13 protein-coding genes are annotated in these 13648 nt (G+C 68.3%); 2 read left to right on the top strand and 11 right to left on the bottom strand.

Features of this window, described 5'->3' with window-relative positions:
* The first annotated feature begins 129 nt into the window (after nt 1-129).
* Nucleotides 130-564 carry a RidA family protein gene (locus ACZK3J_RS13880; protein WP_134951330.1) on the top strand — a complete coding sequence of 145 codons (435 nt, stop codon included), beginning with the start codon at nt 130-132 and terminating at the stop codon, nt 562-564.
* On the opposite strand, the gene ACZK3J_RS13875 is transcribed toward ACZK3J_RS13880, so the two are convergent.
* From ACZK3J_RS13875 to ACZK3J_RS13835, 9 genes are all read right to left on the bottom strand, one after another.
* Nucleotides 561-1274: an energy transducer TonB family protein gene (locus tag ACZK3J_RS13875; RefSeq protein ID WP_277778532.1), complete on the bottom strand. Its 714-nt coding sequence runs from the start codon at nt 1272-1274 to the stop codon at nt 561-563. The genes ACZK3J_RS13880 and ACZK3J_RS13875 overlap by 4 nt on opposite strands.
* The gene (locus ACZK3J_RS13870; RefSeq protein ID WP_478475973.1) at nt 1267-2067 is read right to left on the bottom strand and encodes a ChaN family lipoprotein; all 801 of its coding nucleotides are present in this window, start codon (nt 2065-2067) and stop codon (nt 1267-1269) included. Before ACZK3J_RS13870 ends, ACZK3J_RS13875 begins: the two co-directional genes overlap by 8 nt.
* Nucleotides 2054-4525, bottom strand: coding sequence for a TonB-dependent receptor (locus ACZK3J_RS13865; RefSeq protein WP_478475972.1), 2472 nt, complete (start codon nt 4523-4525; stop codon nt 2054-2056). The genes ACZK3J_RS13870 and ACZK3J_RS13865 overlap by 14 nt, the downstream gene beginning before the upstream one ends.
* Nucleotides 4526-4589: 64 nt before the next feature.
* A complete protein-coding gene (locus tag ACZK3J_RS13860; protein WP_478475971.1) occupies nt 4590-5516 on the bottom strand; it encodes a FecR family protein in 927 nt (308 codons plus the stop codon).
* Nucleotides 5513-6022: an RNA polymerase sigma factor gene (locus ACZK3J_RS13855; RefSeq protein WP_032129371.1), complete on the bottom strand. Its 510-nt coding sequence runs from the start codon at nt 6020-6022 to the stop codon at nt 5513-5515. The genes ACZK3J_RS13860 and ACZK3J_RS13855 overlap by 4 nt, the downstream gene beginning before the upstream one ends.
* Nucleotides 6023-6149: 127 nt before the next feature.
* The gene (locus ACZK3J_RS13850; protein WP_414578038.1) at nt 6150-6656 is read right to left on the bottom strand and encodes a hypothetical protein; all 507 of its coding nucleotides are present in this window, start codon (nt 6654-6656) and stop codon (nt 6150-6152) included.
* A gap of 98 nt (nt 6657-6754) precedes the next feature.
* Nucleotides 6755-6979: a hypothetical protein gene (locus ACZK3J_RS13845; RefSeq protein ID WP_032129370.1), complete on the bottom strand. Its 225-nt coding sequence runs from the start codon at nt 6977-6979 to the stop codon at nt 6755-6757.
* A complete protein-coding gene (locus tag ACZK3J_RS13840; protein WP_478475970.1) occupies nt 6976-7677 on the bottom strand; it encodes a glutamine amidotransferase in 702 nt (233 codons plus the stop codon). Before ACZK3J_RS13840 ends, ACZK3J_RS13845 begins: the two co-directional genes overlap by 4 nt.
* Nucleotides 7674-8447, bottom strand: a complete 774-nt coding sequence (locus tag ACZK3J_RS13835; protein WP_478475969.1) for a YggS family pyridoxal phosphate-dependent enzyme — start codon at nt 8445-8447, stop codon at nt 7674-7676. Before ACZK3J_RS13835 ends, ACZK3J_RS13840 begins: the two co-directional genes overlap by 4 nt.
* Nucleotides 8448-8523: 76 nt before the next feature.
* Between ACZK3J_RS13835 and ptsJ the strand changes: the two genes are divergently transcribed.
* Nucleotides 8524-9822 carry a MocR-like B6 salvage transcription factor PtsJ gene (ptsJ, locus tag ACZK3J_RS13830; protein WP_478475968.1) on the top strand — a complete coding sequence of 433 codons (1299 nt, stop codon included), beginning with the start codon at nt 8524-8526 and terminating at the stop codon, nt 9820-9822.
* A 121-nt stretch (nt 9823-9943) separates the two neighbouring features.
* Here the strand turns inward: ptsJ and ACZK3J_RS13825 are convergent, their stop codons facing one another.
* Nucleotides 9944-10450 (bottom strand): hypothetical protein, encoded by a 507-nt coding sequence (locus tag ACZK3J_RS13825; RefSeq protein WP_006373615.1) that lies wholly within the window; start codon nt 10448-10450, stop codon nt 9944-9946.
* A gap of 81 nt (nt 10451-10531) precedes the next feature.
* Nucleotides 10532-13642, bottom strand: coding sequence for an error-prone DNA polymerase (locus tag ACZK3J_RS13820; RefSeq protein ID WP_478475967.1), 3111 nt, complete (start codon nt 13640-13642; stop codon nt 10532-10534).
* Nucleotides 13643-13648 lie beyond the last annotated feature (6 nt).

Genomic DNA, 13648 nt, shown 5'->3' with positions numbered 1-13648 from the left:
CGAGCAGGCTCGAGTCCACGGAAACGCGCGATCGTTGCGCATGGCGGACTACTCTGTTGCACAGGACCCATTTGACCTCAACCGGAGTTGAGGTCACAGACTGCCGGCATCCCCCACGAGGCGCGCGGCATGAACCTGCTGACCACACCGGACCTCAGCCATGGCCTGCTGGAACTGTTCAATCCACCGGGCCTCTACGATCCTTCGGCCAACGGCTACTCACACGTGGCGGTGGTGCGCCTGCCGGCGCGGGTGATCCATGTCGCAGGGCAGGGCGGCGAGGATGCCCAGGGCCGCCTCTCGCCCAGCTTCGAAGAACAGGTCGGGCAGGCGCTGGACAACCTGCAGACCGCGCTGCGATCGGCGCAGGCAAGTCTGGCCGATGTGGCGCGGCTGCGCATCCTGGTGGTCGACCACGATGAGGACCGGCTGGGCATCATTGCCCACCAGGTGCGACGGCGCTGGCCGAACCGCGCGGCGCCCACCTGCACGCTGATCCCGGTGCCGCGACTGGCGTTGGACGGCATGCTGTTCGAGATCGAGGCGGAGGCCTACGCCGCCTAGCGCAGGTAGTACTCCACCGGCACCACCAGTTCCTGTGGTGCCTTCAGTTCATCGGGAATGGGCGGCAGCGGCTGCGCGCGACGGAAGGTCTGCAGCGCAGCGTCATCGAGCATCGGCTGGCCACTGGACTGCTCCAGCCGCAGCGCCAGCAGGCGACCTTCGCGGTCGATGCTGGCCCTGACCCAGGCAGTGCCCTGCTGCCGGCGCGAGCGCGCGGCGGCAGGGTAATAGCGGTAACGCTCCAGCCGCGCCATCAGGCGGGCTTCCCACTGGTCGCTGGCGGCGCCGGCCTGGAAGTCCGCCGGTGGCGCGTCTGGAGCGGGCGGCGCGGCCGTGATCGATGCCGGTGCGGGACTGGCATCGGTCGCGGCCGCAGGCGGGGCGACCGGCAGCGGCTTTCGACCCGTCCCGCCCGTTTCGCTGGCGGCCAACTCGCCCTCGCGCGCGGCGGTGGGCTTCGGTGGTGGCGGCGACTTGGTCGGTTGCGATGCACGCGCCTGCTGCGCCTGGCTGGGGGTATCGGCCTGGCGCTCCTCTACGGGCTGTGGCGGCGTGGCCGGTGCCAGCAGGCGCAGGCTGATGCGCATGTCCTGCTCCGGCGGTGGCAGCATCGGCGGCATTGCAACCCAGTGCACCAACAGCAGCAGGGGCAGCAGGTGCAGGACGACGGTGATCACGATCGCCTGCCAGTGTTGGCCGCGCTCACTCATCGTCCAGCACCCACAGCAGATCGGCATCAGCAGCACCGACGGTTTCATCCGGCGAAGCCAATGCGATCACCAGCGCAGGCGTATCCGGTGGCAGGTAGCCCGGCACCCCGGTGCCGCGCAGCACATGCCAGCGACCGGCTACCAGCATCGCGGGTGCGGGTGCTGCGGTCAGCACCTGTGCCATGCGCGTGTCGCGGGCCTGTTGCACGGCCAGCATCCCTTCCAGCATCGGTGCCGCGTCTGCGTGCTGGGCCAGAACCACATCCGACAGGCGTTGGTGGGCGGCGGGCACCGGGAACCGCACTGCATCAGCGGACGCCAGGTGGGCGTTGACCTCGACGCGCGCGAGATTGCCGCCGAACAAGGGGATGCCGGCAACGGTGGCGTCCTGCACCAGCCCGCCGTAGGCGGTCCACGGCCATCGTGTATCCCAGCCCAGCAGCTCCTGCAGGCGTGCACCGTCGGCATGGTTGCCCTTGGCCAGCCAGCGCTGCACCCGCTGCAGGCGCGGCTGGCGTTCGCTGGCAATCATCTCCAGCACCAGCGCGCCTTGTGGACGCTGCTGCTGCAGCGCGTGCAGCAGCCAGCGCTGGGCGGCATGATCACTGTCGAGGTCATGCCGTTCACCCAGCAGCAACCGCTGGGCGGCGGCAGTGCGTTGTACGAACGTAGATTCGTCCAGGATCCGGCCATTGGCGAGGTCGACCACCTTGCCGGGCAGCGGCTGCGCGCTGGCCATCGACGCGAGCGCGAGCAGGCACAGCGGCAGCCAGTGGCGGCTAGAACGCGACATTGACGCCCATCGAGATGGTGCGGCCACGGCCGTTGCCGCGGTCCAGGATCGGGCTGAAGATGCTGTCGATCGAGGCATTGTTGTCATAGGCCTTGTTCTGCAGGTTTTCGATGTTCAGCCACAGCGTGGTGTTCGGCTGGGGCTTGAAGCTGGCGTAGAAGTCCAGCAGCACGCCGGTGCCGCCGGTCTTGCGGGTCTGGAAGAAGTCGTAGCCTTCCTCGGTCGGGCCGGAGTACTCGGCGCGCAGGCCGGCCTGCACGCGCTGCTGCCACCAGCGGCCGCCCACGTCCAGCGTCCAGTAGCGGTCGGGCAGGGCGGTGATGTCTTCCAGGTTGACGAACTCGATGGCCGGCGCGCTGGTGCGCGAGCTGGTCCAGCTCAGCGTGGCGTGGTAGTGCTCGCTGGCGTAATGGGCTTCCAGTTCGATGCCGCGCATGCGCACCACGCCGGGGTGGTTCATCCAGCGCGTGGTGGCGCTGAAGTCGTCGGCGTCCAGCACATCGGTCCAGGCATTGAGCTGCGGATCGCTGTCGATCGGCACCACGAACGGTTCCACTTCCGGCGGATGCACGATCAGCAGGTACTGCGGCTTGATGTAGTCGCGGATGCGGTTGTCGAAGCGGGTGACCCGCAGTTGTGCCAGGTCACCGTCGACCAGCAGCGAGTCGGTGCTGAGGTTGGCGCCGAACTGCAGGTTGCGCGAGCGCTCGCGGCGCAGGAACGGATTGGCGCCGATGCCGTCGGCGACGCTGGCGTCCTCCAGCGGGATCTTCTCGAAGAACATTTCCTGCACGCGCGGCGGCCGCGACGTGCGCGAGACCTCGGCGAACAGCTGCAGCCAGTCGGTGGCCTGCAGTGAAACCGCCAGGCTCGGGCTGAGTGCGCGCTCTGTGCGACGCACGTCGATGTCGCCGCCATTGATCTCCGCGCACTGGCCGGGCACATCCGAGCACACCGGGATGTGACCACGGATGCCGAAGCGGTCCTGGCGCAGTCCTGCGGTCAGGGCATAGATGTCGTACTGCAGCTCCAGCGTGCTGAACACACTGTCCAGCTGGCTGCGACCCTGCGGGTTGGCACCGCGCAGGATGGGCGTATCGGCCACATAGATGTCCGATTGGTGCTTGATGCCGGTGTTCCAGCGCGCCTGCAGTGCACCGATGTCGAAGCGGCTGGTGTTGTCCACGGTCCAGCTGCTAAGGCTGCTGTGGGTGCGGCGGCCGATGTAGCTGGAGTCCTCCACCGGCGGGTAGAACAGCCGGGTCTTGTTGCTGGCGAAGGTCGCACGCAGGTCGATCCACGGCGAATAGGGTGTGTAGTGGTAACTGGCGCGCTGGTTGCGCGCGGAAATCTGCCACGGATAGTTGTGGTAGAAGTCGTTTTCGTAACGCATGTGGCTCAGGTCCAGCCGATGCTGGTCGCTGGGCTGCAGGCGCGCCTTCAACAGCCAGCTGCTGGGCTGCTGGCTGCCCGGATCGGCGTTGTTCTTCTGCCCGCGTGCGGTCGCGTATTCGCTGCTGCGGCTGCTGCTGGCGGCGGCCAGCAGGCCGAACTGGCGGTCGCCACCCTCTTCGCTGTGGCGCCAGGCACCGGCGAAGGTACGGCCACTGCCGTAGCCGTTGTTGCCGTGGCGGTAGCCCGCACGCAGGCCCCAGTCGCGCCCCTCGCCGAGCAGATCGTCGATGTCCAGCGTGCGGAAGTTGGCACTGCCGGCCAGCGTGCCGGCGCCATCACCACCGGCGACCGCACCGCGCTGCACGTCCACACCGGCCAGCAGGAAGGGATCGACATAGGCGAACGGGCCGCCCGAGCCGTGCCCGGCATTGTTGCGGAAGGTCTGGGTGACACCGTCGATCATGGTGTTGACCCGGCCGGCACCGGTCATGCCGCGGATATTGACCTGCAGGCCCGGCTGGCTGCGCGAATGGAAGCTGTGGGTGCCGGGCATCGAGCGCAGCAGGCTGTTGCCTTCCTGGCGTTCGGCCATCGCCACGCGCTCGCTGCCCACCGAGAGCGCAAAGCCATCGCGGGTGGCCGGTACATATTGACTGGCGCCGGCACCCGGTGCCTGACCGTGTGCGGTAGTACCCTGCACCCGCAGCGGGCCAGTGCGACGGCTGCCATCGGCGCGTTCAGCCGGTGCCGGCTCCAGGGCGGCACGACGCGCATCGACGAAGCGCGGGCGCAGGCCGCTGCCTGCCAACAGGCGCGACAGGGCCTGCGCATCGTCGAAGTCACCGCGCAGCGCAGGCGCCGAATGGCCCGCGGGCAGCGCTGCGCCGATCACCAGATCGACTCCGGTCAGCCGGCTGTAGGCGTCCAGCGCGGCCGCCAGCGGTTGTGCGGGCAGATTGTAGGTACGGGTGGCGGTCTGTGCGTGGGCACTGCCGGGCAGCAGCGGAAGGGCACTGGTACAGGCCAGCGACAGGGCGAGGACAAGGGGGCGGGGGCACAGCATCGGGGGCTCCAGGGGTTGACGCAGAGCGTCGTCATCCTGGGTAGACGCAGCCGCAGGCCGGATGTCAGGGTCCATCACGCTGTTCCCTGCGTGGCGGCAGCCACACCTGTATGCCCGCGCCGAGGCGCAGCACGCGCACCTGCAACTGAGTGGCCAACTGGTCGCGGTTGCCGGCCGCACCGTCGGCACTGCCAAGCAGGGTGACCGGCTGCTGGCGCAGCTGCTCGCCGACGACCCACGTGTGCCCGCCATGCCAGCGGTCCAGGCCCTGCGTGACGTCGGCCAGTGGGGCCGAGACCCAATGCAGGCGCCGCTCGCGCCAGGCCAATGCTCCGGGGGCGGTCGTTGTTGCATGGGCTGTTGCCTGCCCATCGAAGCGCAGCTGATCGCCGTGGTCAGCCAGCATGCTGACGTTGCCGCTGTCCACGCGCACGCGATGCTCGGTAACGGTGACCACGCTGCTGTTGCCCTGCACGGCAAGATCGAATGCGGTCCCCAGTGCAGTGACGGTGCCCTGTGGGGTATGCACCTGGAAGGGCCGGTCGGCATCGGCGGCGACCTGGAACCAGGCTTGGCCGCGCTGCAGCTGGAGCTGGCGGCGTTGTGCATCGACGCGCACATGGACTTCGCTTCCCGGCGACAGCAGCACATGCGAACCGTCCGGCAGGGCTTCATCACGGATCTCGCCAGCGGCGGTGCGCAGTACCTGCGCGGCCGGCGGCGAGGCGTGGCGGCTGTACAGCCCGAGCGCGCACAGCAACAGCACGGCAATGCCGGCCTCGCGCAGGCGGCGGCGTTGCCTGCGCTGCTGCTGCCGTTGCAGGCTGGGCAACGTGGCACCGGCCTGCCACAGCTGCTGCAGATGCTGGTACTGCGCAGCATGGCGAGGGTCGGCCTGGTACCACTGCTCGAACGCGTTCTCGTCGCGGCCACCGTCGTGCCCGTCCAGCCACCAGCGTGCAGCTTCGCGCGCGATCGCGTCCAGGCTCATGCGCCGGGCACCTGCTGCAGGGCGACCAGTGCGCGCAGCAGATGGCCATGCGCGGTCTGCCGGCTGATGCCGAGCTGGCGCCCGATCTCGGCCAGCGCCAACTGTTCAACCCGCGCCAGCAGGAACACCTGGCGCGAGCGCGGTGGCAGCGCGGCGATGATCGCGTCGAGGTGGCGCAGCTGTTCGGCGTCGAGCAGTCGCTGCTCGGGCAGCGGCGCAGGATCGGCGATGGCATGCAACTGCGTGTCATCCAGCGCTTCTTCGCGACGGCGCTGGCGTTGCCGGTAATGGTCGGCAATCAGGTTGTGGGCAACACGGTACAGGTACGCGCGGCCATTGCTCAGCAGGCCACTGGCGGCGACCTTGACGACACGCAGCCAGGTTTCCTGGACGACGTCATCGGCGTCGCTGCGTTGCGGGAGTTTGCGGCGGACATGGGCGTGCAGCGGCCGGTAATGGGCCGCGCACAGCTGCGCGACATCCGTCGGTTCGACAGGCGTGGACACGGGGCGGGCGACAACTGGGAAAGGGAACAGCCCGCGGCGGCAAGGGCAGCGGCTGCACCTTACAGCAAAAGAGAATCATTTGCATCAACGAGGCGAGCGGCGGACGATGCGCAGCCAGCCGCGGGGGTCATCGTGGGGGGTAATCGCAGTGGATCTGCAGCGCTTCGGTGGGGTTGTGATGCAGCTCGAAGCCGCAGTGCTGCAGGCTGCGCTTCGCTCGTGCGACCGGCTCGGCATACCGGGCGATGCGGCGGTGCTGCCAGCGCGGCGGGGTGAACACGCCCAGGGGCAGCAGCCGCAGCCGCTTGCCGTGCAGTACCAGTGAGACATCGACATGACGGCCATCGATGTCGTGGCCGTTGGCACCGAAGATGGCGTCGACTTCATCCTGGCGCTGCGGATAACAGGCACGGAAGAGGGTGATGCCGAGCCCACGCACCAGGCGGCGGAAGCCACCGAGACGGCTGTGGCTGGGTTCGAAGCCACGGGTGAGCAGTAGCCGCAGCCCCACAGGCAGCATTGCCTGCGCGTCGAGCAGGCGTTGCAGTACCTCTTCTTCCAGTTGGATGCGGGTGGAGGGCCAGCGCGGGGCGATGAGCAGTCCGTGGTGGTTGCCGCGTTGCAGGGTCAGCATCGGTGAAGCTTCGCACGCGGCCGAACAGCCGGGGTAGTGCCGGCCGCTGGCCGGCAGATTCGAGTACCGGCCAGCGGCCGGCACTACCGTGACGATCATCAGAGGTCGCGGTACTGGATCTGCGAAGCCAGTACGCGCAGGCCGTCGGCATTGCTGGACAGGATGCGCTCTTCGCCAACACCTTTCTGCCGTTTCAGCTGGAAGCCCTGATCCGCAGGCAGTTGTGCGGCGATGGCGTCCATGCGCTGCAGGGCATCAGGGCCGCTGCAGTCGAAGTGGCCCCAATAGACGCCATCGCGGTGGATCTGCAATCGATAGTTCATCGCGGTGTCTCCGGCAGGTCCTGCAGCCAATGGTCGAACATCGCGGTGGCGGCCGCGGCCAGTGGTGCGCCATAGCGACGCGCCTGCGCGCGCAGGTCGTTGGGATCGATGCCGGCCTGGGCCAGCTCCAGCGTGTGGCCGACCAGCCAACGCTCGAACTGGCGGGCGTCCAGTTCCGGATGGCATTGCAGGGCCAGTGCGTGGCTGCCGATGGCGAATGCCTGGTGACGGCAGGCCGGCGTGCTGGCCAGGCGGCGTGCACCGGCCGGAAGCTCGAACGCCTCACCATGCCAATGCAGTACCGGAATGCCCTGCAGGGCCTGCAGCGGTGAACGCTGGCCTTCATCGGTCAGCAGCAGTGGCGCAAAGCCGATTTCCTTGCCGCCGCTGGGAGCGACACTGGCACCGAGTGCACGCGCCATCAGTTGTGCACCCAGGCAGATGCCCAGGGTTGGCCGCTGCTGCCGCAGCCGGCGCTGCAGCAGGGCGATGCTGTCGGTGACGAAGGGATAGGTCGCTGTGTCATTGGCACTGATCGGGCCGCCCAGCACCACCAGCAGGTCGGTCACTTCGGCCGGATCGAGCGCATCGACGCCGGCCTGCAGCACCTGCAACTGCCAGCCTTGTGCCAACAGCAGAGGCTGCAGGGTGCCGAGGTCTTCAAAGGCAACGTGTTGCAGGACAACCGCGTGCTTCATGCCGGGGCTCCGCTGTTCGGCCAGTAGAAGCTGTCCGGGGTGGCGCGGGCGCCGAAGATGGCCTGGCCGACGCGGACCACGGTGGCACCTTCCTCGATGGCCACTTCGAAATCACCGGACATGCCCATCGACAGCTGCGACAGGTCAAGGCCGGGCGGGGCGTTGCGTTGCAGCTGGTCGCGCAGTTCGCGCAGGCGCACGAAGCAGGCGCGCACGCGCTCGACGTCGGGGGTGAAGATGGCCAGGGTCATCAGGCCGCGCACGCGCAGGCGATCGAAGGCCGGCAGCTGCTGCACGAAGGCCTCGACCGCATCGGGTTCCAGTCCGTACTTGCTCGGCTCAGCCGAGGTGTTGACCTGCACGAACACATCCAGCGTGCGGTCTTCCAGTTGCAGGCGCTGCTGCAGGGCCTCGGCCACGCGCAGGCTGTCCAGCGCCTGGAACTCGCTGGCAAAGCGCGCCACGTAGCGCGCCTTGTTGGTCTGCAGATGGCCGATCACCGACCAGTGCACGCCCAGGTCGGCCATCGTTTCGGCTTTGTGCTGCGCCTCCTGCACCTTGTTCTCGCCCAGTTCGTGGCAACCGGCGGCCACCGCCATGCGGATGCGGGCTTCATCGACGGTCTTGCTGACCGGCAGCAGGCGCACGCTGGCCGGGTCCCGGCCGACGCGCGCGCAGGCATCGGTGATGCGTTGGCGCACCGTGACCAGGTTGGCGGCGATCTGTTCAACGGACTGGGCGACGGGCCAGTCGGCAGCGGCAAGGGGCATGCGGGCACCTCCAATGCAGGATGGCCAGGGTGGGATACACTGGCACAGGACAAGATATATTTTGGCATAGGACAAAATGAAAATCACCGGACATAGCGCCGAGTCGATCTTCGACAGCATCCGCGACAGCATCCGCGACGGCATCGGCAAGGGCCGCCTGCCGGCCGGCAGCGTGCTGCCGCCGGTGCGTGAACTGGCCGAGCAACTGGGCGTGAACCGCAACACCGTGGCCGCTGCCTACAAGCGCCTGGATGCGGCGGGCCTGGCCAGCACGGCGGGCCGCCGTGGCACGGTGGTGCGCGGATTGCCGCCGACGCTGGCGCGCGAGGGCAGTACGCCCGGGCTGGCGCTGCAGGACCTGGCCGGTGGCAATCCGGATCCGCGCCTGCTGCCGAACCTGCGCCTGGCCCCGGCCGCGCCGCGTTTGTACGGCGTAGGCACGGTCGACCCGCGGTTGCAGGCGCTGGCAAGGGCCTCGCTGGATGCGGACTGCCCGGAGGGCTATGCGCTGGAGCTGACCCATGGCGCGGTTGATGGCATCGAGCGCCTGCTGGCGGCGTGGTTGCTGCCAGGAGACCGCATCGCGGTGGAGGATCCATGCTTCCTCGGTAGCCTCAATGTGCTCAATGCTGTGGGCCACGCGCCGTTGCCGGTGGCGGTGGACGCGCATGGCATGCAGGTCGATTCGCTGCGGCAGGCGCTGGAGGCCGGCGCACGCGCGGTGCTGCTGACCCCGCGGGCACACAATCCGACCGGGGCCAGCCTGGATGCGAAGCGGGCACGGGCGTTGCGGCAGTTGCTGGCGGCCTACCCGCAGGTGGCGGTGCTGATCGACGATCACTACGCGCTGCTCTCGCAGCAGGCCTATCACTCAGTGCTGCCGCTGGATGGCCGGCGCTGGGCGCTGCTGCGTTCGTTGTCCAAGCCACTGGGTCCGGACCTGCGGCTGGCGTGGCTGGCCTGCGATGAGGAGACCGCATCGCGGTTGCGGCTGCGATTGGCGTCCGGCACCGGCTGGGTCAGCCACCTGCTGCAGGATGCGGCGACTTCGGTGCTGGCGTCGGCAACGCAGCGGGCGAAGATCGCCTCGGCGGGTGAGCGTTACCAGCAGCGCCTGCAGTCGCTACAGGAGCTGCTGCGCGCGCGAGGCATGCCGACGCCGCAGCCGATGGAAGGATTGAACCTGTGGTTGCCGTTGCCGGCCGACAGCCACCCACAGGTGCTGGCACTGGCCTCGCGCGGATGGCATGTGCGCGCCGGCGAAGTGTTCGCGGTGGCGGCACCGGGCCATGGTCTGCGCATTACGTGTGCGGCGCTGGGACCGGCGCAGCTGCGGCAGCTGGCCGATGACCTGGCGGCGGTGTGTGGTCTGTAGAGTCGAGCCATGCTCGACTGCTTTTCGATCAGGCATCGCGGCGTTGGAGCGAAGTGCAGTCGAGCATGGCTCGACTCTACATGACCGGTAGTCGAGCATGGTTCGACGCTACAGAAGCAGATCAAGGCGCGGCGTTGGCACCCGGGCGCACGTAGTAGGACTGGCCGCTGTCATCGACGAACATCAGCTCCGGCTTGCCCTGCCAGGAGGTGAGCATGGCGCCGGTGTTGTTCTGGTGCTTGACCATCAGGCTGGCGCCACGGTCCGGATTGGCGACGACCTTGAACACTTCGGTGGTGCCGGTGGCATCGTCCAGGGTCAGCAGGGCTTCGCCGCCGCGGTCGCTGGTGCCGTAGCCGCCGCGTTCGGAGCCGTCGGGGCCGAGCAGGATCAGGCCGGACAGGGCGGTGGCGCGCGGCCCCTGGGTGCGGCCCTGGCTGAGCGGATCGGGAACCGGTGCGCCGAGGATCACCCGCGGCTGGCCGCTTGCATCGTGGATGATCAGCCCGCGTGCCTCGATGATGCGCTGTGGCGATTGGCTGCGATGCAGGCTCCAGGCGGTCCAGCCGGAAACAAGCAGGGCGAGGGTCGAGACCACCAGGGTGGTCAGCAGCAGCGCACGGGACATCGGGTCGTCCTTCCTTGGATGTGCCGACGATAGCGGATGCGGACCGGCAATGGCCAGTTCGTTGTGTGACGTTGTGTATCGTCAGTGGAAATCGCGACTGTGGCTGCGCAGTCCCTGCAGCAGTTCATCCAGGCAGTGCATGCGCTGCACGATGACGTGCTGCACGCCATCGACGCGTTCCAGGCGGCCATCGATCTGCATCAGCTGGGTATCGACCAGCACCCGGTGCTGGCGATCAGCCAGGTGCCGCCAGACCACGGCGTTGACCATGCCGGTCTCGTCCTCGAGCGTGAGGAAGGTGACGCCGCTGGCGGTCTGCGGGCGCTGGCGCATGCGCACCAGGCCGGCGATGCGCACGCGCCGGCCATGGCCGTGGGCAGCCAGTTGTGCGGCATCCAGGCAGCCACGGCTGCGCAGTTGCGCGCGCAGGAACGAGATCGGATGGCGGCCCAGCGTGGTGCCGGTGCTGCGGTAATCGGCCTGCATGTCTTCCCAGGCGCTGGGCAGGGGCAGTGGCACGCGGGCTTCGGTGGTGGCGCGGGCCTGGTCGAACAGCGGCAACCGGTTTTCCACACCGGAGATATCCCAGCGCGCACGATGGCGATGGCCGCTGAGCCCACGCAGCGCCCCGGCATCGGCCAGCAGGCCCTGCTGGCGGCGGTCCAGAGCGGTACGCTGGCACAGGTCACCCACATCGTCGAACGGGCGCCGCGCACGTTCACGCATGATGGCCTGCACGGCGGGCTCGTTGCAGCCATCGACCAGGCGCAGGCCGAGCCGGATCGCGGCCGGCCCCTTGCTGAAATCCAGCGTGCAGTCCCAGTCGCTGTGGCGCACGTCCACCGGCAGCACGCGGATGCCATGCCGGCGCGCATCCTGCAGCAGCTGGTCGGGGCTGTAGAAACCCAATGGCTGGCTGTTGATCAGGCTGGCGGTGAACGCGGCCGGGTGATGGCACTTCAGCCAGCAACTGTTATAGGTCAGCAGGGCGAAACTGGCGGCGTGACTTTCCGGAAAACCGTAGTCACCGAAGCCCTTGATCTGTTCGAACAGGTGCTCGCCGTACTCGCGGCTGAAGCCGTTCTTGAGCATGCCGGCCAGCAGCTTCTCGCGATGCGGTTCCAGGCCGCCACGGCGCTTCCACGCCGCCATCGAGCGGCGCAGGGCATCGGCCTGGCCCGGCGTGTAGCCGGCTGCTTCCACCGCCAACTGCATGACCTGTTCCTGGAACAGTGGCACGCCGAGGGTGCGCGCGAACACGCGTTCCAGTCGCGCTGGATAGAGTGGATTGTCTGGATCGTTCAACGCGTCAGGACCCTGCTCGCGCAGGATCCTTCGCCGTTCCAGGTAGGGGTGCACCATGTCACCCTGGATCGGGCCAGGGCGCACGATCGCCACTTCGATCACCAGGTCGTAGAAGGTGCGCGGCTGCAGGCGCGGCAGCATCGCCATCTGCGCGCGCGACTCGATCTGGAATACGCCGATGGTGTCGGCGGCGCAGATCATGTCGTAGGTCTTCGTATCCTTGGGAGGAATCGCATCCATGCGTCCTTCGTGCAGGCCATGCTGCTGCAGCATCGCCAGGCATTTGCGGATGGCGGTGAGCATGCCCAGCGCCAGGCAGTCGACCTTCATCAGGCCAGTGGCATCCAGATCGTCCTTGTCCCACTGGATGACGGTGCGGTCGGCCATCGCCGCGTTCTCCACCGGCACCAGGGTTGACAGCGGATGCTCGGAAATCACGAAGCCGCCCGGGTGCTGCGACAGGTGGCGGGGGAAGTCGATCAGTTCGGTGGTCAGCGCCAGCAGTCGCCGCATCAGCGGGGTTTCCGGATCGAAGCCGCGCTCGCGCAGGGTCTCCGGCAGCGGCACATGGCCGCCCCAGTGGTCCATCGCCGCGCCCAGTTCGTTGACCTGGTCCATCGGCAGGCCAAGCGCACGGGCCACGTCGCGGATCGCGCTGCGGCCACGGTAGCTGATCGCCACCGCGGTCAACGCCGCGCGCTCGCGGCCATAGCGCTTGAACACGTACTGCAGCACTTCCTCGCGGCGCTCGTGCTCGAAGTCGATGTCGATATCCGGTGGTTCGTCGCGCTCGGCGGAGATGAAGCGCTCGAACAGCAGGTTGCTGCGTGCCGGGTCGATCTCGGTCACGCCCAGTACGAAGCACACCGCGGAGTTGGCCGCCGAGCCACGACCCTGGCAGAGGATGTCCTGGCTGCGCGCGAAGCGCACGATGTCCTGCACGGTGAGGAAGTAGGAGGCGTAGTTCTTCTGCCTGATCAATGCCAGTTCGTGCTCGATCTGTTTGCGTTGTGCCGGTTCGATGCCGCCTTTCCAGCGCCACGGGATGCCGCGCTCGACCAGCACGCGCAGCCAGCTGTCCGGGTCGTGGCCCTCGGGTACCAGTTCACGTGGATAGGTGTACTGCAGCTGCTCCAGGGTGAAGTGGCAGCGCTCGGCGATGCGCAGGGTCTCGGCCAGCAGTTCGGGCGGATACAGCTGGGCCAGCGCGGTACGCGGGCGCAGGTGGCGCTCGCCGTTGGGAAACAGGCGCCAGCCGGCCTCGGCCACGCTGCAGCGGTGGCGGATGGCGGTCAGTGTGTCCTGCAGGGCGCGGCGGCGGCGCACGTGCATGTGCACATCACCACTGGCCACCAGCGGCAGGTGGTGGCGTTCGCCGAAGGCCTGCAGCTGCTGCAGGCGACGCGCGTCGTCATGCTCATGGTGCAGCTCCACCGCCAGCCACAGCCGATCATCGAAGCCGGCGCGCAACAGTTCCAGATCGATGGCGGCCGGTTGCCGGTCCAGCCACAGGCACAGCAGGCCGTCGGGCAGGCCGAGCAGGTCCTCGCGCAGGCAGCGGTATTCGCCCTTGGCCGCGCGCCGCCGGCAGGTGGTGATCAACTGGCACAAGCCGGCGTAGGCGGCCTGGTCGGTGCACAACAGGGCCAGCTTCGGCCCGTCCTCGATCTGGAATTCGGCGCCGACGATCAGCGCCACGCCATGCGTCTTGGCGGCCTGCCAGGCGCGCACGATGCCGGCCAGCGAGCATTCGTCGGTGATCGCCAACGCGCGGTAGCCCTGGCCGGCGGCGCGCGCGAACAGTTCCTCGGCGATCGAGGCGCCACGCTGGAAACTGAAGGCCGACAGGCAGTGCAGTTCGGCGTAGCCGGGCAGTTCGTTGTGCATGGCGGC

The sequence above is a fragment of the Stenotrophomonas sp. 86428_Sma genome (genome assembly GCF_056481585.1).
This window is presented reverse-complemented; position numbering and strand designations above follow the sequence as displayed.

What these genes read in the sequence shown, in the direction of transcription:
- ACZK3J_RS13835 (WP_478475969.1), bottom strand. Translation starts at nt 8,447, where the DNA reads ATGCCCCTTGCCGCTGCCGACTGGCCCGTCGCCCAGTCCGTTGAACAG.
- ACZK3J_RS13840 (WP_478475970.1), bottom strand. Translation starts at nt 7,677, where the DNA reads ATGAAGCACGCGGTTGTCCTGCAACACGTTGCCTTTGAAGACCTCGGC.
- ACZK3J_RS13880 (WP_134951330.1), top strand. Translation starts at nt 130, where the DNA reads ATGAACCTGCTGACCACACCGGACCTCAGCCATGGCCTGCTGGAACTG.
- ACZK3J_RS13845 (WP_032129370.1), bottom strand. Translation starts at nt 6,979, where the DNA reads ATGAACTATCGATTGCAGATCCACCGCGATGGCGTCTATTGGGGCCAC.
- ACZK3J_RS13860 (WP_478475971.1), bottom strand. Translation starts at nt 5,516, where the DNA reads ATGAGCCTGGACGCGATCGCGCGCGAAGCTGCACGCTGGTGGCTGGAC.
- ACZK3J_RS13875 (WP_277778532.1), bottom strand. Translation starts at nt 1,274, where the DNA reads ATGAGTGAGCGCGGCCAACACTGGCAGGCGATCGTGATCACCGTCGTC.
- ptsJ (WP_478475968.1), top strand. Translation starts at nt 8,524, where the DNA reads ATGAAAATCACCGGACATAGCGCCGAGTCGATCTTCGACAGCATCCGC.
- ACZK3J_RS13850 (WP_414578038.1), bottom strand. Translation starts at nt 6,656, where the DNA reads ATGCTGACCCTGCAACGCGGCAACCACCACGGACTGCTCATCGCCCCG.
- ACZK3J_RS13825 (WP_006373615.1), bottom strand. Translation starts at nt 10,450, where the DNA reads ATGTCCCGTGCGCTGCTGCTGACCACCCTGGTGGTCTCGACCCTCGCC.
- ACZK3J_RS13820 (WP_478475967.1), bottom strand. Translation starts at nt 13,642, where the DNA reads ATGCACAACGAACTGCCCGGCTACGCCGAACTGCACTGCCTGTCGGCC.
- ACZK3J_RS13865 (WP_478475972.1), bottom strand. Translation starts at nt 4,525, where the DNA reads ATGCTGTGCCCCCGCCCCCTTGTCCTCGCCCTGTCGCTGGCCTGTACC.
- ACZK3J_RS13870 (WP_478475973.1), bottom strand. Translation starts at nt 2,067, where the DNA reads ATGTCGCGTTCTAGCCGCCACTGGCTGCCGCTGTGCCTGCTCGCGCTC.